Genomic DNA, 23647 nt, shown 5'->3' with positions numbered 1-23647 from the left:
CGCCGGACGACAAAAGGCGGTCGCTCGCGCGGCCGCCTTTTTTGCTGTGCGGAATTGCCCTGCGTGGTGCGCGCACGGGTCTGCCATCGTACTGTTTGCATCGCTCGGATACCGCGCTTAATCAGGACGGGCATCACCCTCGAGCCTACAAAGCCCGTTGTCAGAACTGTCCCCGAAAAATCAGCCGCCCGCAGAGGACGCGGAGTCCGAGCCGCGGCCGGGGCGTGTGCGCAAGCCGATCGGCTGGTCGACGATCATCATTGCGGCGTTGGTGGCGGTGAGCGCGGCTCTGGTGTGGCGGCGTGACGGCACCGAGGGCGTCCTCGATATTCTGACCCACGACCTTTCGCTGTTCGGCGGCATCCTGCCGCGCGTGCTGGCCGGCTGCTTGCTCGGCGCCTTCATCTCCGAGATCCTGCCGCACGAAAAAGTCTCGCGCTCGCTCGGGCCGAAATCCGGGCTGAAAGGCCTTTTGATCGGCACCGCCTTCGGCGCGATCCTGCCCGGCGGGCCCTTCACCGCCTATCCGGTGGCGAGCGCGCTGCTCGCGGTCGGCGCCGATTTCGGCGCCACCATCGCCATGGTCGTGAGCTGGACCCTGATCGGCTATGGCCGCGCGGTGGTCTGGGAGATCCCGATCATGGGCACCGATTTCACGCTGTGGCGGATCGTCATCTCGCTGCCGCTGCCGGTGCTCGCCGGCGCGCTCGGCCGCTTCGTCTATGTCCGGCTCTACCCGAAGCGCGGCAGCGACGAGGCCGCGGCATGAGCGCCGCGCTTCTGATCGACATCCTGTTGTGGGGCTCGGTGTTCGGCGTCGGCCTGATCGCCTTCCGCCGCGGACCAACGGTGTTCAAGGCCTCGCTGCGCGAAGGCTCGATGGACTTCATCAACATCGTGCCCCGGATCGCGCTCGGCGTGATCGGCTCCGGCTATATCGCCGCCATCATCCCGCAGGAGGTGATCACCGGCTGGCTCGGGCCGGACAGCGGCTGGCTGGGCGTCGCAACCGCCGTGGTCGCCGGAGCGGCGACGCCCGGTGGCCCCGTGATCGGCTTTTCCATCGGCACCGTGGCGTTGAAGTCCGGCGGCGGGGTGCCCCAGGTGGTCGCCTATGTCGTGGCCTGGGCCCTGTTCGCCTTCCAGCGGGTGATCTTGTGGGAAATCCCGTTCATGCCGGCCCGCTTCGTCTGGTTCCGCTGCGCCGTGTCGGTACCGTTCCCGTTCGTGGCGGCTGCCATCGCGATGGTGATCGGCAAGCCCTGAGTCGGCCGTGGACAGGGGTAATGTTATAATATAACGTCCTTGGCATGGTTCCCGCCGCGTCCCCCACCCATCCTCACGGCCATGCCCATGGCCATTCTCATGACCACGCGCATTCGCATGGGCATGATCACAGCCACGCCCATGTCCACGATGCGGCCTCGCCGCATCCGGCCCAGGCGGCGCCCTGGTCGATTCTGCGCATGACCGTGGCCGGGCGCCTTTCGGCTGCGCTGGCCGTCTGTGCCGTGCTCTGGGGCGTGGTCTTCCTGGCGATGAGGTGACCATGGCGGCCGTGCACTTCGACAACGTCACGCTCGGTTACGACCGGCATCCGGCCGTGCACCATCTCAACGGCGAGGTCGCCTCTGGCGCGCTGGTCGCCGTGATCGGTCCGAACGGGGCCGGCAAGTCGACGCTGCTGCGCGGCATCGTCGGAATCCTCCGGCCGCTCGACGGCAGTATCCATCTCGGCGGGCTCGACTCCCGCGACATCGCCTATCTGCCGCAGAGCGCGGAGATCGACCGCAGCTTTCCCATCTCGGTGTTCGATTTCGTCGCGACCGGGCTGTGGCGGGCGACCGGCCTGTTCGGCGGCATCGGCAAGGCCGCGCGTGACAAGATCCTGCGCGCGATCGCTTCCGTCGGCCTCAACGGCTTCGAGAACCGCCCCCTTGGCACGCTTTCGGGCGGACAGATGCAGCGCGTGCTGTTTGCACGCGTGCTGCTCCAGGATGCGCGCCTGATCGTGCTCGACGAGCCATTCAACGCCATCGACAGCAAGACCACGACCGACCTGCTCGCGCTGGTCAAGCACTGGCACGGCGAGGGCCGCACCGTGCTCGCCGCATTGCACGACATGGAGATGGTGCGCACCCATTTCAGCGAGACCCTGGTGCTCGCGCGCGGCCCCGTGGCCTGGGGACCGACGGCGGAGGTGCTGACGCCGGAGAACCTGATGGTCGCGATGCGGATGTGCGAAGCCTTCGACGACGGCGCCGCAGCCTGCGCGGCCGACGACGCCCGCTCGCAGGCGGCGTGACGTCAGATGGTCTATGACGCGCTGATCGGTCCGTTCACCGAATTCGAGTTCATGCGGCGGGCGCTCGCCGCCGTCATCGCGCTGTCGCTCGCCGGGGCGCCGATCGGCGTTTTCCTGATGCTGCGGCGGATGAGCCTCGTCGGCGACGCCATGGCGCACGCGATCCTGCCCGGCGCGGCCGTCGGCTTCCTGCTCTCCGGGCTCAATCTGTTCGCGATGACCGCAGGCGGCCTGATCGCGGGCTTTGCGGTGGCGATCCTCGCCGGGGTGGTCGCGCGCTCGACCGGGTTGAAGGAGGACGCGTCGCTTGCGACCTTCTATCTGGCCTCGCTGGCGCTCGGCGTGACCATCGTGTCGATCAAAGGTACCAATATCGACCTGTTGCACGTGCTGTTCGGCAACATCCTCGCGATGGACGACCAGACCCTACTGGTGGTGGCCTTCAATGCCACCGTGACGCTGCTGGTGCTCGCGGTGATCTACCGTCCGCTCGTGATCGAGAGTGTGGATCCGCTATTCCTGCGGACCGTGAGCCGCGCCGGTGGCCCTGCGCATCTCGCCTTCCTCGCCCTCGTCGTCATCAACCTCGTCAACGGCTTTCAGGCGCTCGGCACGTTGCTGGCGGTCGGGCTGATGATCCTGCCGGCCGGCATCGCGCGATTCTGGTCGCGCGATCTCACTGTGATGATTTGCATCGCGGTGATCGCCGCCGCCGTCTCCGGCTATGCCGGCCTCGTGCTGTCGTTCCAGACCCGTGTGCCCTCCGGCCCTGCGATCATCCTGGTGGCCACCGTGCTCTACATCGTCTCGGTCCTGTTCGGCCGCGTTGGCGGCATCGTCCGTCAGCTGTTTCCCGGCCGGCATCTGGAGGCCTGACAGCAATGCGCTTTCTCGTGCTCCTCGCCTTGCTGCTATCCGCCTCGCCGCTGCGCGCCGCGGAGCGGCTCAACGTCGTCGCCAGCTTCTCCATCCTCGGCGATTTCGTCCGTACCATTGGCGGCGACCGGGTCAACGTGACGACGCTGGTCGGCCCCGACAGCGACGTCCATGTCTACACGCCCGCGCCAAGCGATGCGAAGCGGATCGCGGACGCAAAGCTCGTCATCGTCAATGGGCTTGGTCTCGAGGGCTGGCTGCCGCGGCTCGTGCAATCCTCCGGAGCCAGGGCGCAAGTGGTCACCGCGAGCGCCGGGATCACGCCCCTGAAGCTTGGCTCGGCTGCGGATCCCCACGCCTGGCAGTCCGTTCCCAATGCCAAGGTCTACGTCACCGACATCGCCAATGCGCTGGTCGCGGCCGATCCCGAGGATGCGGAGTTCTTCCGCGCCCAGGCCAAGACCTACCTGGACAAGCTCGAAACGCTCGACCGTGAGGTCCGCGAGGCCGTGGCCAAGATCCCGCCGGAGCGCCGCAAGGTGATCTCTACCCACGACGCCTTCGGCTATTTCGCCGCCGAATACGGCGTCCGGTTCATCGCGCCCCTGGGCGTGTCCACCGAAACCGAGCCCAGCGCGCGGGACATCGCCGCCATCATCGGCCAGATCAAGGCCGCGCGGATCCCGGCGGTATTCCTGGAAAATATCAGTGACGACCGGCTGATCCGGCGGATCGCGGCCGAGACCGGGGCAAAGGTCGGTGGGACCCTGATTTCGGACGGTTTGACGGGTGAAAAGGGGCCTGCACCCACTTACATTGATATGGTCAGGCACAATATAAAGGCCCTGACCAGCGCGCTTGACCACTAGGGCAGGGGCCACCCCGCCTCGCGTCGCGCGAAAGCCCTACGTCCGGAGTTGTTATGTCTGAAGCGTCCCAGAAAATTCCCGTGACCGTCCTGACCGGCTATCTCGGTGCCGGCAAGACCACGCTGCTCAACCGCATCCTGTCGGAAAACCACGGCAAGAAATACGCCGTCATCGTCAACGAATTCGGCGAGATCGGCATCGACAACGACCTCATCATCGGCGCCGATGAGGAAGTGTTCGAGATGAACAACGGCTGCATCTGCTGCACCGTGCGCGGCGACCTCGTGCGCATCATGGACGGCCTGATGAAGCGCAAGGGCAAGTTCGACGCCATCATCGTCGAGACGACCGGCCTTGCCGATCCGGCGCCCGTCGCCCAGACCTTCTTCGTCGACGAGGACGTGCAGAAGAACGCCCGGCTCGATGCGGTCGTCACCGTCGCGGATGCCAAATGGCTGTCCGACCGGCTCAAGGACGCGCCCGAAGCCAAGAATCAGATCGCCTTCGCCGACGTCATCGTGCTCAACAAGACCGATCTCGTCACCAAGGCCGAGCTTGCCGAGGTCGAGGCCCGCATCCGCGCCATCAACCCCTATGCCAAGCTGCATCGCACCGAGCGCTGCTCGGTGGCGCTGGCCGACGTGCTCGACCGCGGCGCGTTCGACCTCGATCGCATTCTGGAGATCGAACCGGATTTCCTGCAGGCCGACGATCACGATCATCACGGCCACGACCATCATCACCACCATGATCACGGCCACGGCCTGAAGCACTATCACGACGAGGACATGCAATCGCTGTCGCTCAAGACCGACAAGCCGCTCGATCCCAACGTGTTCATGCCCTGGCTCCAGAACCTGGTGCAGGTCGAAGGCGGCAAGATCCTGCGCTCGAAGGGCATCCTCTCCTTCCACGACGACGACGACCGCTACGTCTTCCAGGGCGTCCACATGATGCTGGAGGGTGACCACCAGCGGAAGTGGAAGGACGGCGAGCCGCGCCAAAGCCGCCTCGTCTTCATCGGCCGCGAATTGCCCGAAGATCTCATTCGCAAGGGCTTCGAGAGCTGCATCGTCTCGTGATGAAAGAGTTTACGCCGGCCCCGGATTCAGCCTCGATCGTCTCCGTCACCGACCGCGTCAAGCCGGTCACGCTCGGCATGGGCGTGACATCGGTGCATTTCCTTGGACCCCGCGCCGCCTTCGTCGGGGCCGAGGAGAACGTGGCGTTGGTCGACGCCAAGGGAGAGATCACCAAAGTCGCCGTGCACAGCGGCGGCATTCTCTCCACCGCCTCTGACGGCAAGCGCCTGATCATGGGCGGCGACGACGGCAAGGTCGTGTCGCTCGACGCCAAGGGCGAGGTGACATTGCTCGCGACCGACCCGAAGCGGCGCTGGATCGACGCGGTCGCGCTGCATCCCGACGGCGCCTTTGCCTGGTCGGCCGGGAAGACGGCGACCGTGAAGAGCGGCAAGAACGAGGAGAAGTCGCTCGAGGTGCCTTCCACCGTCGGTGGCCTTGCGTTCGCGCCCAAGGGTCTGCGGCTTGCGATCGCGCATTACAACGGCGCGACGCTGTGGTTTCCCAATATGGAAGGATCGGCCGAATTCCTGCCCTGGGCGGGGTCGCATCTCGGCGTCACCTTCAGCCCAGACAACAAATTTCTGGTCACCACGATGCACGAGTCGGCGCTGCACGGCTGGCGCCTCGCCGACAACAGGCACATGCGCATGACCGGCTATCCCGGCCGCGTCCGCTCGATGTCCTGGAGCGCGGGCGGCAAGGGGCTCGCGACCTCGGGCGCCGACACCGTCATCGTCTGGCCGTTCGTTAGCAAGGACGGCCCGATGGGCAAGGAGCCCGCGATGCTCGCGCCGTTGCAGGCGCGCGTGTCGGTGGTCGCCTGCCATCCGAAGAACGATATCTTCGCCGCCGGTTACAGCGACGGCACCGTGCTGATGGTGCGTCTGGAAGACGGCGCGGAGATCCTGGTTCGTCGCAACGGCACCCCGCCGGTCGCAGCGCTCGCCTGGAACGCCAAGGGCACGCTGCTGGCGTTTGCGGATGAAAATGGGGACGGCGGATTGCTGGAGCTGTGAGGCTTGTTCTCCACAGCTTCCCTTCGTTATGTTATTTTTGTTATCGCGTAACATAACCGACAAACAGCCTCTGTAGGGTCGCGGATGTAGAGCGCACGACGTGCAATTTCGAATTGCCGCCGCGCGATAGAATTGCGCCTGGCGTCGGTCCGTTGGAGTCGGTGCGCAATTCGAATCCTCGCATCAATGTGCGCCACCGCAGGGAAATCCCATGCCAGCCATTTCCAATCTTCCGACCATCACCGGCATCACAGCCATCGATCCGACCCAGACCGATGCGGCGACGGTTCACTACACCGTCACCTTCTCCAAGCCCGTCATAGGCGTCGCGGCCGACCAATTCAGCCTCGGGACGACGAGTGGCATCAGTGGCGCAGGCATCACCGATGTGACTCCGGTCGCCGGCAGCAACGGCGCGAGCTACACCGTTACGGTGAATACCGGCTCCGGCTCCGGCACGGTGGCGCTGCAGTTCACCGGAAGCAACGTCCACGATTCCAGCGGTTACTATGTCGGAGCGTTCCAATCCGAAGCGACGCTGAACACCAGCAGCCCGACGTCCATCGCGGTCGGCGATGTCAACGGCGACGGCAAGCTGGATATTGTAATGGGAGCATCTTATTTCTACACCACGAACTACATCACTGTGGCGCTGAATGATGGGACCGGCCACTTTTCTTCCACTTCCAACGCCTCGGCCGCAGGCATCATGCCCTTGCTGTCGCTGGCCGATCTGAATGGCGACGGCAAGCTGGACGTCGCGCAGGTCAATGCTGACGGCACGGTGAAGGTTCGGATCGGCAATGGTAACGGCACGTTCGCGGCCGAGACCAACTATTCCGCCGGCGGCGCCTATCAGGCACCGAAGGTGATCGACGTGACCGGCGACGGCGTGCTCGACGTCGTGATCGGCAGTACGGTCCTGCCCGGCAGCGGAAACGGTGCATTTGGGACTGCGATCACCACGAATCTCGGCGTGGGCTCCATCGCCTATGGCGACTTCAATGGAGACGGCAAGCTCGACCTCGTGACCAGGAACACGTCGACTTCGGCAGTAGCGCTGAGCTTCGGCAACGGTAACGGCACGTTCCAGGCTCCGTCCGCCCAGGTCGCGACGGCGACCACCGTGTTGACTGGCGATTTCAACGGTGACGGCAAGCTCGACATGGCAACCGTGACCGGCAGCGCGATCTCGATCCTCCTCGGCAACGGCGATGGCTCGTTCAACGCGTCCGGGACTCTGCAGGCCGCAGCTGCGCTCGGTACCGGCGCGGTCGCCGACGTCAATGGGGATGGCAAAGCCGACCTCGTGGTCGTCACGTCCAATAACACGCTCTCGACCTTCTACGGTCACGGCGACGGCACGTTTGGGCAAGTGAGGGTCTCGCCGCTCGACAAGACCGCCGGGCAGATCGGGGTCGGCGATCTCAACGGCGACGGCAAGGCCGATATTCTGGTCGGATATCAGTTCGGCAGCAATCCTTTCAGTCAGACTTCGGGCACCGATATCCTGCTCTCCGGCCCATCCAATGAGAACGGAGCGGCCTACACGATCGTACGGTCGTCTCCGGCGCTGGCCATCACCGATGCGGACGTGACACTTGGCACCGATGGTAACAATTACATCAACGCAGCGCATCTCAGCGGTGGCGCGACGACGCTGGCCGGCACCGGCAATGCCGGCGACGCCATCACTGTGACCGATGCCGTGACTCACGCCGTCGTCGGCACGACCACGGTCGGCCAGGACGGCAAGTGGAGCCTCGGCGTGTCCGGCCTGCAGGACGGCACCACCTACAGCTATGTCACTTCCGCGACCGACTCCCAGGGCAATAGCAGCGTCGGTCCGGCGTTTACCTTCACGGTTGATGCGACGGCTTCGCTTGGGGTCACCAACATCGATTTGTCCGCCGACGCGGTATCCGGCTCGAAGGTCACCTTTCAGGGGACGACCGACACGCCGGCGCAGGTGACGGTCTCGATCGGCGGAACCGACGTGCTCGTCGACAGTTCGAGCGGATCGTGGCAGTTCGACAGTGGAGTCGTGCCGAATGGACTGACGACTTTCACGGCCAAGTTCTCGGATGCCGCGGGCAATATCGGGACTTCACCAACCTATACGCTCGTCCGGGGTTATTATACGCTTGCCGCGGGCACGCAGTTCGCCAACGCGGTCGTGCTCAACAGCTTCTTCACCGTGAGCTTCAACGCTTCGGAGAACGGTGCGATCGTGCTGTCCGGCGCCCAGGAAATCGTCCTGGGGACGTCGACCGGTGCGACAATTCGCAATGGCGGTAGTCAGTTGGTCCAGGATGGCAAGGCGTACGGCGCCCTGGTGCAGGCTGGTGGCACCCAGACCGTGAGGTTCCAGGGGAGCGCCACGGATACCGTGCTCTACGGAACGCAATCAGTCGGCGGGGAAGCAACGCGCACCATCGTCAAGGCGGGTGGCGCGCAAACGGTTCTTGCCGGTTCTCACGCGTACAGCACCGTGATTGAAGCTTCCGGCTCTCAAATCACCGCAGGCAGCGACCACGATTCGATCGTCTACGGGACGCAGTATGTCACGGGCCACACCTGGAACGCCACCATCGGCGCAGGCGGCGTTCAGTACGACTACGGCACATCGACCGGCGCAATCGTCCAGAGCGGCGGTGTCCATCACGTCTACCAAGGCGGTGCGGATGCCACGACGGTCGCCGCAGGCGGATACCAAGACGTTTACCACGCCTCCGTCACTTTTACCGTGCTCAACGGTGAACAGCAGGTTCTTGACGGCGGCTTCGCCGGTAGCACCGTCGTCAATGCCGGCGGCCGGCAATATGTCGGCTCGGGCGGGTCGACTTACGGCTCCACGATTGCGGTCGGTGGCTTCCAGTATGTCGACGTTGGAGCCATCGACAACAACGCCGTGATCAACGGCGGCTGGCAGTACGTCGCAGGCTCGACGAGCAGCGCGAGCGTCGGCGGCCGTGGCGAATTGGACGTCGCCGCCGGCGCCACGGCCACCAACTCGCATCTGGATGGCGGCACCGAGCATGTCTATGCCGGTGGCACAGCCCAAAACGTCGACTTCAGCGGGTCGGCCGGCTCCACGCTGGTGCTCGACGCGCCGGCAGGCCTCGCCGGCACGATCGCCAATTTCGGCGGCGACGACTACATCGACTTCCGCAACACCGTGATCTCCAGCGTCGACATCGACAGCTCGAACAATCTGACGGTCACGACCGACGGCGGCCAGAGCTATTCCTGGGCGCTGCTCGGGCAGTATGCGGCCTCGTCCTTCGTGCTGGCATCCGACGGCAATGGCGGCACGGCGCTGAGCTACGTGCCGCAGCAGCAGACGCTGCTCGCGGCCGCTCACTGAGGCAGGCAAGTCAAGACGGGCGGGCATCGGCCTTCACAGCCGGTGCCCGTTTCGCGTTGTGGGCACGCTGCTCGCGCACGCGCAGCCCTGGCTTCCCGTTTATGTTAGTTTTCGTTAATTGGTAACATAACCGACAAGCTGCCCCTGTAGGGTTGCGGATGCAAGGAGAGCGGCCGGCAATCTCGGATTGTCGTCAAGCTCCGACTGATTTGCGCCTGGTGCTGGTTCTCCGCCGCGCCGACGCAAATGCAATCGCATCGACGCGCCCCACAGGACACAGCAAATGCCCAACATTCCCAGCCTGCCGACCATCACCAGCATCTCGGCGACCGATCCGACCGTGACCGACGCGGGCATCGTGCATTACACCGTCACGTTCTCCGAGCCAGTGACCGGGATTGCCGCGGACAAATTCAGCCTGGTGACTTCAGGCTCGCTCGCGGGCGCCAGCATTGCCGGCGTGACTCCCGTCGCGGGCAGCAATGGCTCGAGCTACGTCGTTGCCGTGAACTCCGGAACGGGCGATGGCACCCTCACGCTGCAAATGACCAGCGCTTTTGTGCGCGATGCCGACGGTTATCAGGTCGGGCCATTTCAGTCCGAGACCGATTACACGACCAGCGCGTACGGGCGTATTGCGCTGGGCGACGTCAATGCCGATGGCAAACCGGATCTGGTGTCGGTTGGGTCCGCTTCGGCCGGCCACGGCTATATCTCGATCTCGCTCAACGCCAATGGCGCTTTCGCTGCGCCTGTGACGATCGACGCCGACAGCGCGATCTCGTCGGTGGCGCTGAGTGACGTCAACGGTGACGGCAAACTGGATTTGCTGTACGGCCGCTACAACGACGGGACATTGGGTGCCAGGCTCGGCCATGGCGACGGCACCTTCGCGGCGGAGACAAAATACGCGGTAGGGTCATTTCCCAGGCAGATCATTGTCGGCGACGTCAATAATGACGGTCTGGCCGATGCCATCGTCGCCAACATGAATTCCGGCACGGTGTCGGGGCTGGTCGGCAATGGCGACGGCACGTTCAGGACCCAGACCGTCTATGCCACGGGCAGCGCTCCGTCCCTGACGAGCAATTACAATTACATGACAACCGGCGATTTCAACGGCGACGGGAAGCTTGATCTCGCGGTGTTGAACAGCGATAGCACCTCCATCCTGCTCGGCAACGGCGATGGGACATTCCAGCCGCGGACGAGCTATGGAAGTGGGGCGCAAAACTCGATCGTATCAGGCGATTTCAACGGCGACGGCAAGATCGATTTGGCGACCTTGGGCTACGGCACGATCAGCGTCATGATCGGTGGAGGAGACGGTACCTTCGCGACGCGGCCGCTCCAATTCGTTCCCGAACAGGCGGACGCACTTGCGGCCGCTGACCTGAATCAGGACGGCAAGCTCGACCTCGTGGTCAACAGCGCAAGCGGTGTCTCGATTCTGTATGGCCTGGGAGACGGGGCATTCAGGCCACCGGTGACGTTGCCGGGTGGCGGCTCCTCGACAGGGATGTCGGTCGCGGATCTGAATGGTGACGGCAAGCCCGATATCGTGATCCCCGCTGCCTTCGTGAACCGGACGACGGTGCTGACGAGCGACCCGTCCAACTCCGCGGCCCCAGCCTACACCATTCATCGACCCGTGCCTGCGCTGGCGATCACTGACGCTGCCGTCACACAGGGGACCGACGGCAACAACTACATCAACGCGGCGCATTTCAACAACGGCACGACGACCCTGTCCGGCGTCGCGACGGCGGGAGACGTCATCACGCTGACCAACCCGGCGGACAACACCGTCGTCGGCACCACGACCGCCGACGCCAGCGGTGCCTGGGCCATCAACGTCTCCGGTCTCCAGGATGGGCACAGCTACGGTTATGTGGCGTCGGTCACGGATGGCAACGGCAACACCAAGGCCGGACCGGTGTTCAGCTTCATCGTCGATACGACAGCGCCGGTTCTTTCCATCGTCGATTTTGAGCCCGTCGACGGCAGCGGCAAGTTCAACATGATGGGAACGATCGGGCCAGCCGATGCCGGCGTCTCCATCACCATCAATCAGCAAGGCACGGTGGCGCTCGGCGGTACCGTTGCCGGTAGCGATGGCAAATGGATCCTGAGCAACCAGACCCTGCCAAGCGACTCGTACGGCATAGCTAATCTGTCCGCCCAGGCGACCGATGCGGCCGGCAACACCACCATCAGCACGCAGGTCAATCTGAGGATCGTCAATTCCGGATACGTCTACAGCAGTACCAGCAGCGCCAACAGGTACATTGCCATCGGGGCCTATGGCCTCGACGTGCTTGCCGGCGGTGTGCTCACAAACGCCCGTGTCGCGCCCGGGGCTTTCGTGCAGGTCGAGGTCAATGGAACGGCAACCGGCACCAAGGTCTGGAGCGGTGGATCGGAAAGGATCTACGGCAAATCGACGGGATCCGTGATCCTGAACGGCGCCATTCAGCATGTTTACGGGACCGCGATCGGCACGACTGTCGAAGCAGGCGGTTTCCGTGACATCTCCAAGGGAACCGCGACGGATACAATTCTCTACGGCAACGAGCAGGTGCTGTCGGGCGGCACGGCCGCTCACACCATGATCAAGGCTGGCGGTGCCCAACTGGTCACCAGTGGCGGCCATGCCACCAATACGGTGGTCGAGGCCCTGGGCGTCTCGCAGGTCGCGGCGGGTGCCGACGAGCACGGCGCGACCATCTACGGCACCCAATATCTCAGCGGCATCGGCTATGGCGCGACCATCGGCGCCCACGGCATCCAGTATGACTATGGCAAGTCGTATGGTGCTCTCGTCCAGAGCGCCGGTGTGCAGCACGTCTATCAGGGCGGCAGCGCCGATGGCACCACCGTCGCGGCCGATGGCTACCAGGATGTGTATCAGGCCTCCGTCACCAACACCGTGCTGAACGGCCAGCAGCAAGTGCTCGCCGGTGGCTCCGCCGACGCCACCACCATCAACGCCGGTGCCTGGCAATTTGTCGGCGCGGGCGGTGCGACCACCCATACGACCATCGGCAACGGTGGCGTTCAGTATGATCAGGGTACTTCGAGCGGCGCGCTCGTCCAGAGCGGCGGCAGCCAGCACGTCTATCAGGGTGGCAGTGCCGACGGCACCAATGTTGCTGCGGGCGGCTATCAGGACGTCTACCATGGCACCGCGACCAACACCGTGCTGACCGGCCAGCAGCAGGTCCTCGAAGGCGGTGAGGCGGACGCGACCATCGTCAATGCCGGCGGCCGCCAGTATGTCGGTTCCGGCGGCGCAACCTCCGGCACCACGATCGCGGCCGGCGGCTTCCAGTATGTCGACACTGGCGCCACCGACAGCGGTGCGACCCTCAATGGTGGCTGGCAGTATGTCGCGGGCTCGGCGAGCGGGGCGACCGTCAGCGGTCGAGGTCAGCAGGACATCGCCGCCGGCGCCACGGCCACGAACTCGCGTCTGGATGGCGGCACCGAGCACGTCTATGCCGGCGGCCGCGCCCAGAACGTCGATTTCGACGGCTCGGCCGGCTCGACGCTGGTGCTGGACGCACCGGCGGGCCTCTCCGGCACGATCGCCAATTTCGGCGCCGATGACTACATCGACTTCCGCAACACCGCGATCAGCAGTGTCGGGGTCGACAGCACGAACAATTTGACGGTCATGACCAGCGAAGGTCTTATCTATTCTTGGGGCCTGCTTGGGCAGTACGCGGCTTCGTCCTTCGTGCTGGCATCCGACGGCAACGGCGGCACGTCGCTGAGCTACGTGCCGCAGCAGCAGACGCTGCTCGCGGCCGCTCACTAGGCCGGGCAAATCGAGACGGGCGGGGCATCGGCCTTTACAGCCGGTGCCCATACAAATTGACCTCGACGGAACTCTCGCATAGATCGTTTGCCAACCCGTGCGAGGGACCATGCGGTTTCTGACGACCTTCCAGATTGCTGATTTCGCCGACACGCTGGTCAGCCTGTTCACGGCCTTCGTGCTGGGGACGCTGATCGGCGCCGAGCGGCAGTATCGCCAGCGCACCGCGGGCCTGCGCACCAATGTGCTGGTCGCGGTCGGCGCGGCCGCGTTCGTCGATCTCGCCATGCATCTGACCGGCTCCGACGGTGCGGTCCGGGTGATCTCCTACGTCGTCTCAGGTATCGGCTTCCTCGGTGCCGGCGTCATCATGAAGCAGGGCATGGATGTGCGCGGGCTCAACACCGCGGCGACGCTGTGGGCCTCGGCCGCGGTCGGCTCCTGCGCCGGAGCCGACATGGTGGCGCAGGCCGCCGCCCTCACCGTGTTCGTCATCGCCGGCAACACCATGCTGCGGCCGCTGGTCAACGCCATCAACCGCATTCCGCTGAACGAGAAGGCCTCTGAGGCGACCTATTACTTCAAGCTCGCTGTCGCGACCGACGCGTTGCCTGACATGCGCGACCGTCTCATCGACAAGCTGGAAGCCGCGAAATATCCGGTGGCCGATATCGAGGTGGTCGAGATCGGCGAGGACGTTCTGGAGATCGTCGCCAAGCTGGTCGCGACTGCAGTCGATCCGAACGAGCTGAATGCGGTGGCGACCGATCTCCAGCACCTGCCGGGCGTGCGCCACGCCACCTGGGAAGTCAGCACCTCGGACTGAGCGCGGCGTTTTGGCGCGCGAAGCAGCAGTTCCCGCTTCAGCGGCTACGGAACCGCGGCCCGGCGACTTCGTTGATCTCGCGGACAAAGGCGGTGATCGATATGACCGGCAATGACAAGCGCAGACTGAAACTCGACGTCATGATTGCCTGCTCGCTGTTTGCGGCTGGCGTCGTGATATCAGGGGTATCGATCGCGCAAATCCGCGCTGAAGGTCGCATGGAACTGGCGCAGGCAACTCAGCCGCTCCAGGGCACCCCTTCCGACGATCAGAGCAAAACGCCCGCGGAAGCCAAGCCCGGCGGCGACCGGCCGACCACGCCGGCTCCGGAGCCCGCACGGCCCGATCCTCAGACGCAGGGCGCTGCGAAGCCGGCGTTGCCGGCGGCCCCAGCCGAGAAGATCGCGCCGCCGATCAGCGGTAAGCAGTAAGCTGCGCCCACATCCTCGGTATCATCACCCGCGAAAGCGGGTGATCCAGTATTCCGAGAGAGTTGTGATTGATCGAGAGGCCGCGGCGTACTGGATGCCCCGCCTTCGCGGGGCATGACAGCGATGCGAGAGGCGTCGTGTCCTTCACCGCACCAGAATATTCCGGAACTGCCAGGGATCGCTCGTATCGATGTCTTCCGGAAACAGTCCCGGACGATCCGTCAGCGGCGTCCAGTCGGTGTAGAAACCCTTGACCGGGCCGAGATAGGGCAGCTGGATTTCCAGCAGACGGTCGAAATCCAGCTCGTCGGCTTCGACGATGCCTTCCTTCGGGTTTTCCAGCGCCCACACCATGCCGCCGAGCACGGCGGAGGTCACCTGCAGGCCGGTGGCGTTCTGATAGGGCGCGAGCTTGCGGGTCTCTTCGATCGAGAGCTGCGAGCCGTACCAGTAGGCGTTGTTGTCGTGGCCGAACAGCAGCACGCCGAGTTCGTCGATGCCGTCGACGATCTCGTTCTCGTCGAGGATGTGGTGTTTTTCCTGCATCTTCGCGGCGCGGCCGAACATCTCGTGCAGCGACAGCACGGCATCGTCGGCCGGATGATAGGCATAATGGCAGGTCGGCCGGTAGACCGCCGTGCCGGATGCGTCGCGTACGGTGAAGTAATCGGCGATCGAGATCGACTCGTTGTGGGTGACGAGGAAGCCATACTGCGCGCCGCGGGTTGGGCACCAGGTGCGCACGCGCGTGTTGGCGCCGGGCTGCATCAGATAGATGGCCGCGCCGCAGCCGGCCTCGTGGGTCCGCGCGTTCTCCGGCATCCATTTTTCATGGGTGCCCCAGCCGAGCTCCGACGGCTGCACGCCTTCCGACAGGAAACCTTCCACCGACCATGTGTTGACGAACACGTCAGGCTCCTTCGGCTTCTTCGAGCGCTGGGTGTCGCGTTCGGCGATGTGGATGCCCTTGATACCCGCCTGCCGCATCAGATCCGCCCATTCGGCCTTGGTCTTGGGCTTGGGGGCATTGAGCTTCAGGTCGGCGGCGACGTTGAGCAGCGCCTGCTTGACGAAGAAGGAGACCATGCCGGGATTGGCGCCGCAGCAGGAGACGGCCGTCGTCGAGCCCGCGGGACGCGCCTTCTTGGCGGCCAGCGTCGCTTCGCGAAGAGCATAGTTGGAGCGTGCTTCCGGCCCCTTCGACGTATCGAAATAGAAGCCGAGCCAGGGCTCATTGACGGTGTCGATATAGAGAGCGCCGAGTTCGTTGCAGAGCTCCATGATGTCGGTGGAGCCGGTGTCGACCGAGAGATTGACGCAAAATCCCTGGCCGCCGCCTTCGGTGAGCAGCGGGGTCAGCAATTCGCGGTAATTGTCCCTGGTCACGGCCTTTTGGATGAAGCGGACATTGTGCTTCTCGCAATGCGCCTTGCGGCCCTCGTCCTTGGGATCGATCACGGTGACGCGCGACTTGTCGTAGTCGAGATGCCGCTCGATCAGGGGCAGCGTGCCTTTGCCGATGGAGCCGAAGCCGACCATGACGATGGGACCAGTGATCTTCGCGTAGATCTGCGAGGGGTGGCTCATGGGATGGTTTCTCCGGAACGTGCTCGCGTACAAAGGGGTGGGTGGATCAGGCGCTGCGGCGCTTGTCAGATGCTGCGGCGCTTGGCGGTGGCTTCGATTTCGACCTTCATCTCGGGCTTGTACAGCGCCGAGACGACGAGAAGCGTTGCGGCCGGGCGAATCTCGCCGAGCACTTCGCCGCAGACTGCGAAATGGGCGTCTGCATCCTTGGCGTCGGTGAGATAGTAGGTCACGCGGACGATGTCGGCCATCTCGAATCCGCCCTCCTTCAGGGCCGCTTCGATGGTCTTGAAGCTGTTGCGTGACTGGCTGGTGACATCGGCCGGCATGCTCATGGTGGTGTAGTCATAGCCGGTGGTTCCCGCGACGAAGGCAAAGTCGCCGTCGATCACGGCGCGGCTGTAGCCGGCGGTCTTCTCGAACGGGGAGCCGGTGGAAATCAGGCGGCGGGACATGGTCGTGGGCCTCGACTGAAGGGGAATTTCATGGGGTTTACGGGCAATTTGCGGGCCCGCGCAACCCCAAAGGAAAACAGCTTAGCGCGGGGCACGGCCGACCGTTGCCGCTCAATGCGGCTTCGGTCGTCGCCGTCATGGCAATCCCTTAGGCCGCTTGCGCTTCGAGGGCGCGAACTACCCTCCGTTTAGGCAGGGCCGCACCGGTCGGGACGATCATCCCCCCGGCGCCATCGAGCGCACCGGGCTGGAATTCGATCGCCAGCAACCGGTCCTGCTCGAACGGGCCGGGCAGCATCAATGCGCCGGTCTTCTCGGGCGAGAAGCCGAATCGGGCGTAATAGGGGGCGTCGCCGAGCAGGATCACGGCTTCATGCCCACGCGCCCGGGCGGCGGCCAGTGCTTTTTGCATCAGCGCGGCGCCGATCCCGAGCTCGCGGCAGGCAGGGTCCACCGCCAGCGGTCCGAGGACCAGAGCGGGCCTGCCTCCGGCGCTGACGTGCCACAGCCGCACGGTTCCCACGAGTGTTCCCTCGCGCACGGACGACAGCGCAAGGCCGGCGGCTGGTGAACGTCCGTCGCGCAGGCGCTGGCAGGTGCGGTCATGGCGGTTCTCGCCAAAGCAGGCATCCAGCAGCGCTTCACGGGCGGCGACGTCGGCAGCACGCTCGCTGCGGATCGCGAACGGAGCGGCTTTCGAAGTGAGGGCGACTTGTGGCTTCCGAAAAGCAGTCATGGCGCGTCATTCCCCGCTTGGACGGGCGTGCCAAAAGCACGCCGGTCCAAGGCGTCGTCAGAAATCGAAATGTCAGGGAAGGAGCCGGCAAGCCGGCTCCCGGGTTCGTCAGGCCTCGGAAAAAGAGAGGCTGCTTAGATGTGGTAGGTCTTCAGCGGCGGGATGCCGTTGAACGCCACCGCCGAGTAGGTCGACGTATAGGCCCCGGTGCCTTCGATCAGCAGCTTGTCGCCGATCTCGAGCGTGACGGGGAGCGGATACGGGCTCTTCTCGTACAGCACGTCGGCGCTGTCGCAGGTCGGACCCGCGAGCACGCACGGCGTCATGTCCGCGCCGTCATGCGGGGTGCGGATGGCGTAGCGGATCGACTCGTCCATGGTCTCGGCGAGACCGCCGAACTTGCCGATGTCCAGATAGACCCAGCGCACCTCGTCCTCGTCGCTCTTCTTCGAGATGAGCACGACCTCGGATTCGATGATGCCGGCGTTGCCCACCATGCCGCGGCCCGGCTCGATGATGGTCTCCGGAATCTGGTTGCCGAAGTGCTTGCGCAGCGCACGGAAGATCGACCGGCCGTAGGTCACCACCGGCGGCACGTCCTTCAGGTACTTGGTCGGGAAGCCGCCGCCCATGTTGACCATGGTCAGGTTGATGCCGCGCTCGGCGCAGTCGCGGAACACCTGCGAGGCCATCGCCAGCGCACGATCCCACGCCTTCACCTTGCGCTGCTGCGAGCCGACATGGAACGAGATGCCGCACGGCTCCAGGCCCAGGCGCTTGGCAGCGTCGAGCACATCGACGGCCATCTCCGGGTCGCAGCCGAACTTGCGCGACAGCGGCCACTCGGCGCCGGCGCAGTCATAGAGGATGCGGCAGAACACCTTCGCGCCGGGAGCGGCACGGGCGATCTTCTCGACCTCGGCGGTGCAGTCGACCGCGAACAGGCGAATGCCGAGCGCGAAGGCACGCGCGATGTCGCGCTCCTTCTTGATCGTGTTGCCGAAGGAGATGCGGTCGGGCGTCGCCCCCGCGGCCAGCGCCATCTCGATCTCGGCGACCGTCGCGGTGTCGAAACAGGAGCCCATGGACGCGAGCAGGGCCAGCACTTCCGGCGCCGGGTTAGCCTTGACGGCATAGAACACGCGGCTGTCCGGCAGCGCCTTGGCAAAGGTCTGGTAATTGTCGCGCACGACTTCGAGGTCGACCACGAGGCAAGGCTCGGTGTCCCGGCCCTCGCTGCGGCGGTTGCGCAGGAATTCCTGAATACGTTCGGTCATAGCACTCTCCCAAACGGCCCAGCGACGGGGATCCGTTCAAAAAATGTCGTCGGATCAGCGCCCCGGCCAGATCGCGCGATGGAGGCGCGACGAGCCAAAGACTCAAATCAGACTGTGCTGCCGTGGATTGGTTGGGAATTTCCCGCCCGCACACCTGGCAATGAAGGACAAGCCTTTTCAGTAGCCCGCGCCGGCGTTGGACTGCCGGTAGAGACCAAAAAAGCCCGATCCGTCGTTGCTTTAAGTCGCGTCCCCCGTTGAGAGCGGGGTGCGCCGGTTCGCCTCCGGCTGCCAGTCACGGTTGCAAAAAGTGAAGTCACCTTCGACAAGGCATCTCTTTGAGAGAGATGCTGGACGCTCCGGGTTTGCTTTCAGTCTTCAGACTTTTGGGTCTTTCGACTTCCGCACTTCCGAAGAGCCCCTCGGCTTCTTCACCCCTTGGCGGCTGTCCGGCCTCTTGTCCGGATACCTACCGACTGACACACGACCACAGGCACGTGCGAAATTGGGCAAGAGCGCACATAAGGGTTTTGACCCGGCTTCGCAAGAATTTTTTTAGGCTGTGGGCAGAATTGCCTAACATCTGCTTGCGCAGTGTTGCGCGAGGGACGCGGAAGATGAACGCGCGTTAAGTTTTCTGTGTCGCGCGCGTGTCTGACGTACGCGCGGAAGCGTCAGCCGCGCTTCGTGAAGGGCTCGACGCGCTGAGCTGCGCGGACGAAGGCCGTCATCACGAGCACGCCGAGTGCGAACAGCACGGCCTGCAGGATGTGTGCACCCTGGTCGCCAAGTCCGAACAGGATCGAGAGCGCCCAGCCGCCGGCAAACGCCGCGCCGAACACTTCGGCGCCGATCAGGATTGCGGCGCTGATGACAGTGATGACGCTCGGCCAGACGATCTGACGGGAGGACGAGGAAGGCGCGTTCATGGGCTCGGGGATCTCTGGGCTTCGATGGCCGCAATCTCCCTGAAAAGGCGGGCGGGAGCAAGGCCAAATGGCCCAAAAAAGCCCCATCGCGTGCTATAGCTGGCCGCAACAAATCAGCTCAAAAACCGGGACTTGCAATGTCAGAACCCCGCCAAACTACGGACTCCGAGACTAACCCGCTGCTGAAGGCCTGGGTGACGCCGTTCGCGACCCCGCCCTTCGACGAGATCGAGCCGGAGCATTTCCTCCCGGCCTTCGAGCAGGCCTTCGCCGATCACTCCGCCGAGATCGCGGCGATCACCAACGATCCCGCCGCGGCCGACTTCGCTAACACCATCACGGCGCTGGAGCGCTCGGGCAAGCTGCTCAACAAGGTCGCGGCCGTCTTCTACGACCTCGTCTCGGCGCATTCCAATCCGGCCATCCTGGAGATCGACAAGGAGGTTTCCTTGCGGATGGCGCGGCACTGGAATCCGATCATGATGAACGCCGTGCTGTTTGGTCGCATCGCGCAGCTGCACGAGAACCGCGCCAATCTGGGTCTGGCTCCCGAGCAGCTTCGCCTGCTGGAGCGCACCTACACCCGCTTCCATCGCTCCGGCGCCGGTCTCTCGGAGGAGGCCAAGAAGCGGATGGCCGAGATCAACGAGAAACTGGCCCAGCTCGGCACCGGCTTCAGCCATCATCTGCTCGGCGACGAGCAGGACTGGTTCATGGAGCTCGGCGAGGGCGACCGTCAGGGCCTGCCGGAGAGTTTCGTCGCCGCCGCCAAGGCTGCGGCGGAAGAGCGCGGCATGGCCGGCAAGGCCATCGTGACGCTGTCGCGCTCCTCGACCGAGCCGTTCCTGAAGAGCTCGGCGCGGCGTGACCTGCGCGAGAAGGTCTACAAGGCTTTCACGGCGCGCGGCGACAACGGCAATGCCAACGACAACAACGCCACCATCGTCGAGATCCTGAAGCTGCGCGAGGAGAGCGCCAAGCTCCTGGGCTACCCGACCTTCGCGGCCTACCGGCTCGAGGATTCCATGGCCAAGACGCCGGATGCGGTGCGCGACCTGCTCGAGCGGGTCTGGAAGCCGGCACGTGCCCGGGCGCTCGCCGACCGTGACGAGATGCAGGCGCTGATCACGGCCGAGGGCGGCAATTTCAAGCTCGCGCCCTGGGACTGGCGCTTCTATGCCGAGAAGCTGCGCCTGCAGCGCGCCAATTTCGATGACGCCGCGATCAAGCCCTATCTGACCCTCGACAACATGGTTGCGGCGGCCTTCGATTGTGCCACGCGCCTGTTCGGCATCACCTTCGCCGAGCGCAAGGACGTCCCGGTCTGGCACCCGGACGTCCGGGTCTGGGAAGTGAAGGGACCTGATGGCAAGCACAAGGCGCTGTTCTATGGCGACTACTATGCCCGGCCGTCGAAGCGCTCCGGCGCCTGGATGACTTCGCTGCGCGACCAGCAAAAGCTCGACGGCGAGATCGCGCCGCTGATCATCAATGTCTGCAACTTCGCCAAGGGCGCCGGCGGCGAACCCTCGCTGCTCTCGCCGGACGATGCCCGCACCCTGTTCCATGAATTCGGCCACGGCCTGCACGGCATGCTCTCCAATGTGACCTATCCGTCGCTGTCGGGAACCTCGGTGTTCACCGATTTTGTCGAATTGCCCTCGCAGCTCTACGAGCACTGGCAGGAGCGGCCCGAGGTGCTGCAGAAGTTCGCACGTCACTACCAGACCGGCGAGCCGCTGCCGGACGATCTGCTCCAGCGCTTCCTCGCGGCGCGGAAATTCAACCAGGGCTTTGCCACCGTCGAGTTCGTCTCCTCGGCGCTGGTCGATCTCGAATTCCACACCCAGCCGGCCTCGGCCGCGCAGGATGTGCGGGCGTTCGAGAAGAAGGAGCTGGAGAAGATCGGCATGCCCGAGGAGATCTCGCTGCGCCACCGGCCCACGCAGTTCGGTCACATCTTCTCCGGCGACCATTATGCCGCCGGCTATTACAGCTACATGTGGTCGGAGGTGATGGACGCCGACGCTTTCGGCGCGTTCGAGGAGGCCGGCAACATCTTCGATCCCGCCGTCGCCAAGCGCCTGCACGACGACATCTACTCCTCGGGCGGATCGGTCGATCCGGAGGCCGCCTATGAGGCCTTCCGCGGCCGGCCGCCGGAGCCCGACGCGCTGCTGCGCCGCCGCGGCCTGCTCGACGCCCCCAAGGCGGCCTGATGGGCATGCGCGCCCTGTTTGGACTGCTGCTCGCCGCCGGCCTCACGCTCGCGGCAAGTGTGGCGCACGCGCATCCGCATGTCTGGATCACCGCGACGAGCGAGCTCGTCTATGCGCCCGACGGCAGCATCACCGGCGTCCGCCACGCCTGGACGTTTGACGACATGTTCTCGGCCTATGCGGTGCAGGGGCTCGAGAGCAAGACCAAGGGCGCCTACACCCGCGAGGAACTGGGGCCGTTGGCGCAGACCAATGTCGAGTCGCTGAAGGAATATGCCTACTTCACCTTCGCGCGAGCCGACGGCAAAAAGGAGCGATTCCAGGAGCCGGTCGACTACTTCCTCGACTACAAGGATACGGTGCTGACCCTGCACTTCACGCTGCCGCTGAAGAACCCGGTCAGGCCCAAGCAACTGGTGCTCGAAGTGTTCGACCGCTCCTACTTCATCGACTTCCAGATGGCCAAGGACAATCCGGTCAAGCTGGTCGGTGCGCCCGCCGGTTGCCAGATGAAGCTCGATCGGCCCAGCGACGGCACCGCGACCGCCCAGAAGCTCAACGAGCAGACCTTCATGAACGGCGAGAACTCGAATTTCGGCATGATGTTCGCCAACAAGATCACGGTGGATTGCCCTTGAGGCCGCACCTCTCCCCGCTCGCGCGCGGGCTGCTCACCTGCGCTGCGATTGTCGTCGTGGCGGCCGCGGCCGATGCCGCGCTCCATGATCTCCTCGCGCAAAACCCCTTTGGCGCGCCGCGTCCCGCGCAGGCCGCCGAGCCCGAGGCCGGCGGCTTCATCGGCTGGCTGCTCGCAAAACAGTCTGAATTCTATCGCCAGATGTCCGCGACCATCCGCGCCGCCAAGACCGACGGCTCGGCGGTGTGGACGCTGCTGTTCATCTCGTTCGCCTATGGCATCTTCCACGCCGCAGGACCCGGCCACGGCAAGGCGGTGATCGCCTCCTATCTCGTCGCCAACCGCGAGACCGCGCGGCGCGGCATCGCGCTGTCGTTTGCCTCGGCGCTGATGCAGTCGCTGGTCGCGATTCTCATCGTCGGCATCTCGGCCTGGGTGCTGAACGCGACCGCAAAGACGATGTGCAAGGCGGAAGGCGCCATCGAGATCGCGAGTTATGGCCTGATCGCGCTGTTCGGCCTGCGCCTGGTCTGGGTCAAGGGCCGCACCTTCATCCGTGCGCTCCAGGCGGCCCAGCCGGTGCCGGCAATCGCGGGCGTGCCGCACGACCATCATGATCACGGTCATCACCATCATCATGAGGCCCACGATCACCATGACCATGCTCACCACGATCACGGTCACGCTCAGGCCGATCACCACCACGGGCATGATCACGTCCATGACGAGCATTGCGGCCATTCCCACGGCCCCACACCGAGCGAGCTGGCCGGCCCTGGCGGCTGGCGGCGTGGCTTCGCCGCGATCCTGACCGTCGGCATCCGTCCCTGCTCGGGTGCGATCCTGGTGCTGGTGTTCGCGCTCGCCCAGGGCCTGTTCTGGGCCGGCATCGCCGCGACCTTCCTGATGGGGCTCGGCACCGCGATCACGGTTGCCGCGATCGCCGTCGTCGCCGTCTCCGCCAAGGACGTCGCCGCCCGCCTGAGTGCAGGCCGCGACGGCGGCGGCGCGCTGTTCATGCGGGGTATCGAATTCGGCGCGGCCGCTCTCGTGCTGCTGTTCGGTGCGGGCCTGCTGTTCGGCTACATCGCGGCCGAGCGGACCACGTGTTTTTGAGGTGTTTCTTCCCCTCTCCCCTTGTGGGAGAGGGTGGCTCGTCGCGTAGCGGCGAGACGGGTGAGGGGCATGTCGCCACGAACGCTGAGCCGAGTT

The 23647-nt window shown here is 64.8% G+C and carries 20 protein-coding genes; 15 read left to right on the top strand and 5 right to left on the bottom strand.

What is annotated here, in order from left to right:
* The first annotated feature begins 157 nt into the window (after positions 1-157).
* The 12 genes from F8237_RS11040 (at position 158) to F8237_RS36070 (ending at position 14595) form a co-directional block, all read left to right on the top strand.
* Positions 158-769 (top strand): permease, encoded by a 612-nt coding sequence (locus F8237_RS11040; RefSeq protein ID WP_151644556.1) that lies wholly within the window; start codon positions 158-160, stop codon positions 767-769.
* Positions 766-1266, top strand: a complete 501-nt coding sequence (locus F8237_RS11035; RefSeq protein ID WP_151644554.1) for a hypothetical protein — start codon at positions 766-768, stop codon at positions 1264-1266. Before F8237_RS11040 ends, F8237_RS11035 begins: the two co-directional genes overlap by 4 nt.
* Positions 1267-1310: 44 nt before the next feature.
* Complete coding sequence (locus tag F8237_RS36855; protein WP_151644552.1) at positions 1311-1547, top strand: hypothetical protein; 237 nt, start codon at positions 1311-1313, stop codon at positions 1545-1547.
* A 2-nt stretch (positions 1548-1549) separates the two neighbouring features.
* Positions 1550-2305, top strand: a complete 756-nt coding sequence (locus F8237_RS11025) for a metal ABC transporter ATP-binding protein (protein ID WP_162005988.1) — start codon at positions 1550-1552, stop codon at positions 2303-2305.
* A gap of 6 nt (positions 2306-2311) precedes the next feature.
* The gene (locus F8237_RS11020) at positions 2312-3181 is read left to right on the top strand and encodes a metal ABC transporter permease (protein ID WP_151644548.1); all 870 of its coding nucleotides are present in this window, start codon (positions 2312-2314) and stop codon (positions 3179-3181) included.
* A 5-nt stretch (positions 3182-3186) separates the two neighbouring features.
* Positions 3187-4050: a metal ABC transporter substrate-binding protein gene (locus F8237_RS11015; RefSeq protein WP_162005987.1), complete on the top strand. Its 864-nt coding sequence runs from the start codon at positions 3187-3189 to the stop codon at positions 4048-4050.
* 53 nt (positions 4051-4103) lie between these two features.
* Positions 4104-5132, top strand: coding sequence for a CobW family GTP-binding protein (locus F8237_RS11010; protein WP_151644546.1), 1029 nt, complete (start codon positions 4104-4106; stop codon positions 5130-5132).
* Positions 5132-6151, top strand: a complete 1020-nt coding sequence (locus F8237_RS11005) for a WD40 repeat domain-containing protein (protein ID WP_162006367.1) — start codon at positions 5132-5134, stop codon at positions 6149-6151. The genes F8237_RS11010 and F8237_RS11005 overlap by 1 nt, the downstream gene beginning before the upstream one ends.
* A 211-nt stretch (positions 6152-6362) precedes the next feature.
* Positions 6363-9518: a beta strand repeat-containing protein gene (locus tag F8237_RS11000; RefSeq protein WP_151644542.1), complete on the top strand. Its 3156-nt coding sequence runs from the start codon at positions 6363-6365 to the stop codon at positions 9516-9518.
* Between the two features lie 283 nt (positions 9519-9801).
* A complete protein-coding gene (locus F8237_RS10995; protein ID WP_151644540.1) occupies positions 9802-13338 on the top strand; it encodes an FG-GAP-like repeat-containing protein in 3537 nt (1178 codons plus the stop codon).
* Between the two features lie 109 nt (positions 13339-13447).
* Positions 13448-14164 (top strand): MgtC/SapB family protein, encoded by a 717-nt coding sequence (locus F8237_RS10990; protein ID WP_151644539.1) that lies wholly within the window; start codon positions 13448-13450, stop codon positions 14162-14164.
* A gap of 101 nt (positions 14165-14265) precedes the next feature.
* On the top strand, positions 14266-14595 hold the full coding sequence (locus F8237_RS36070; RefSeq protein WP_162006366.1) for a hypothetical protein: 330 nt from the start codon (positions 14266-14268) through the stop codon (positions 14593-14595).
* 144 nt (positions 14596-14739) lie between these two features.
* On the opposite strand, the gene F8237_RS10985 is transcribed toward F8237_RS36070, so the two are convergent.
* The 5 genes from F8237_RS10985 to F8237_RS10960 form a co-directional block, all read right to left on the bottom strand.
* Positions 14740-16182 (bottom strand): homospermidine synthase, encoded by a 1443-nt coding sequence (locus F8237_RS10985; protein ID WP_151644537.1) that lies wholly within the window; start codon positions 16180-16182, stop codon positions 14740-14742.
* A 65-nt stretch (positions 16183-16247) separates the two neighbouring features.
* Positions 16248-16637, bottom strand: a complete 390-nt coding sequence (locus tag F8237_RS10980) for a RidA family protein (protein WP_151644535.1) — start codon at positions 16635-16637, stop codon at positions 16248-16250.
* Between the two features lie 148 nt (positions 16638-16785).
* Positions 16786-17373, bottom strand: a complete 588-nt coding sequence (locus tag F8237_RS10975; protein ID WP_151644533.1) for a GNAT family N-acetyltransferase — start codon at positions 17371-17373, stop codon at positions 16786-16788.
* Between the two features lie 134 nt (positions 17374-17507).
* Complete coding sequence (locus F8237_RS10970) at positions 17508-18650, bottom strand: type III PLP-dependent enzyme (RefSeq protein ID WP_151644531.1); 1143 nt, start codon at positions 18648-18650, stop codon at positions 17508-17510.
* A gap of 674 nt (positions 18651-19324) precedes the next feature.
* Positions 19325-19579, bottom strand: coding sequence for a hypothetical protein (locus F8237_RS10960; RefSeq protein ID WP_151644530.1), 255 nt, complete (start codon positions 19577-19579; stop codon positions 19325-19327).
* Positions 19580-19716: 137 nt separating this feature from the next.
* Between F8237_RS10960 and F8237_RS10955 the strand changes: the two genes are divergently transcribed.
* From F8237_RS10955 to F8237_RS10945, 3 genes are read left to right on the top strand one after another with little or no spacing between them, the layout of a single operon-like run.
* On the top strand, positions 19717-21798 hold the full coding sequence (locus F8237_RS10955; RefSeq protein ID WP_151644528.1) for a M3 family metallopeptidase: 2082 nt from the start codon (positions 19717-19719) through the stop codon (positions 21796-21798).
* A complete protein-coding gene (locus F8237_RS10950) occupies positions 21798-22436 on the top strand; it encodes a DUF1007 family protein (protein ID WP_151644526.1) in 639 nt (212 codons plus the stop codon). The genes F8237_RS10955 and F8237_RS10950 overlap by 1 nt, the downstream gene beginning before the upstream one ends.
* A complete protein-coding gene (locus F8237_RS10945; RefSeq protein WP_201280189.1) occupies positions 22433-23551 on the top strand; it encodes a nickel/cobalt transporter in 1119 nt (372 codons plus the stop codon). The genes F8237_RS10950 and F8237_RS10945 overlap by 4 nt, the downstream gene beginning before the upstream one ends.
* Positions 23552-23647: the final 96 nt, after the last annotated feature.

Origin of the sequence: Bradyrhizobium betae (assembly GCF_008932115.1) — a bacterium.
Lineage (GTDB): Bacteria > Pseudomonadota > Alphaproteobacteria > Rhizobiales > Xanthobacteraceae > Bradyrhizobium > Bradyrhizobium betae.
Note: the sequence above shows the minus strand (reverse complement) of the source record. Positions and strands in the feature narration are given on the sequence as shown.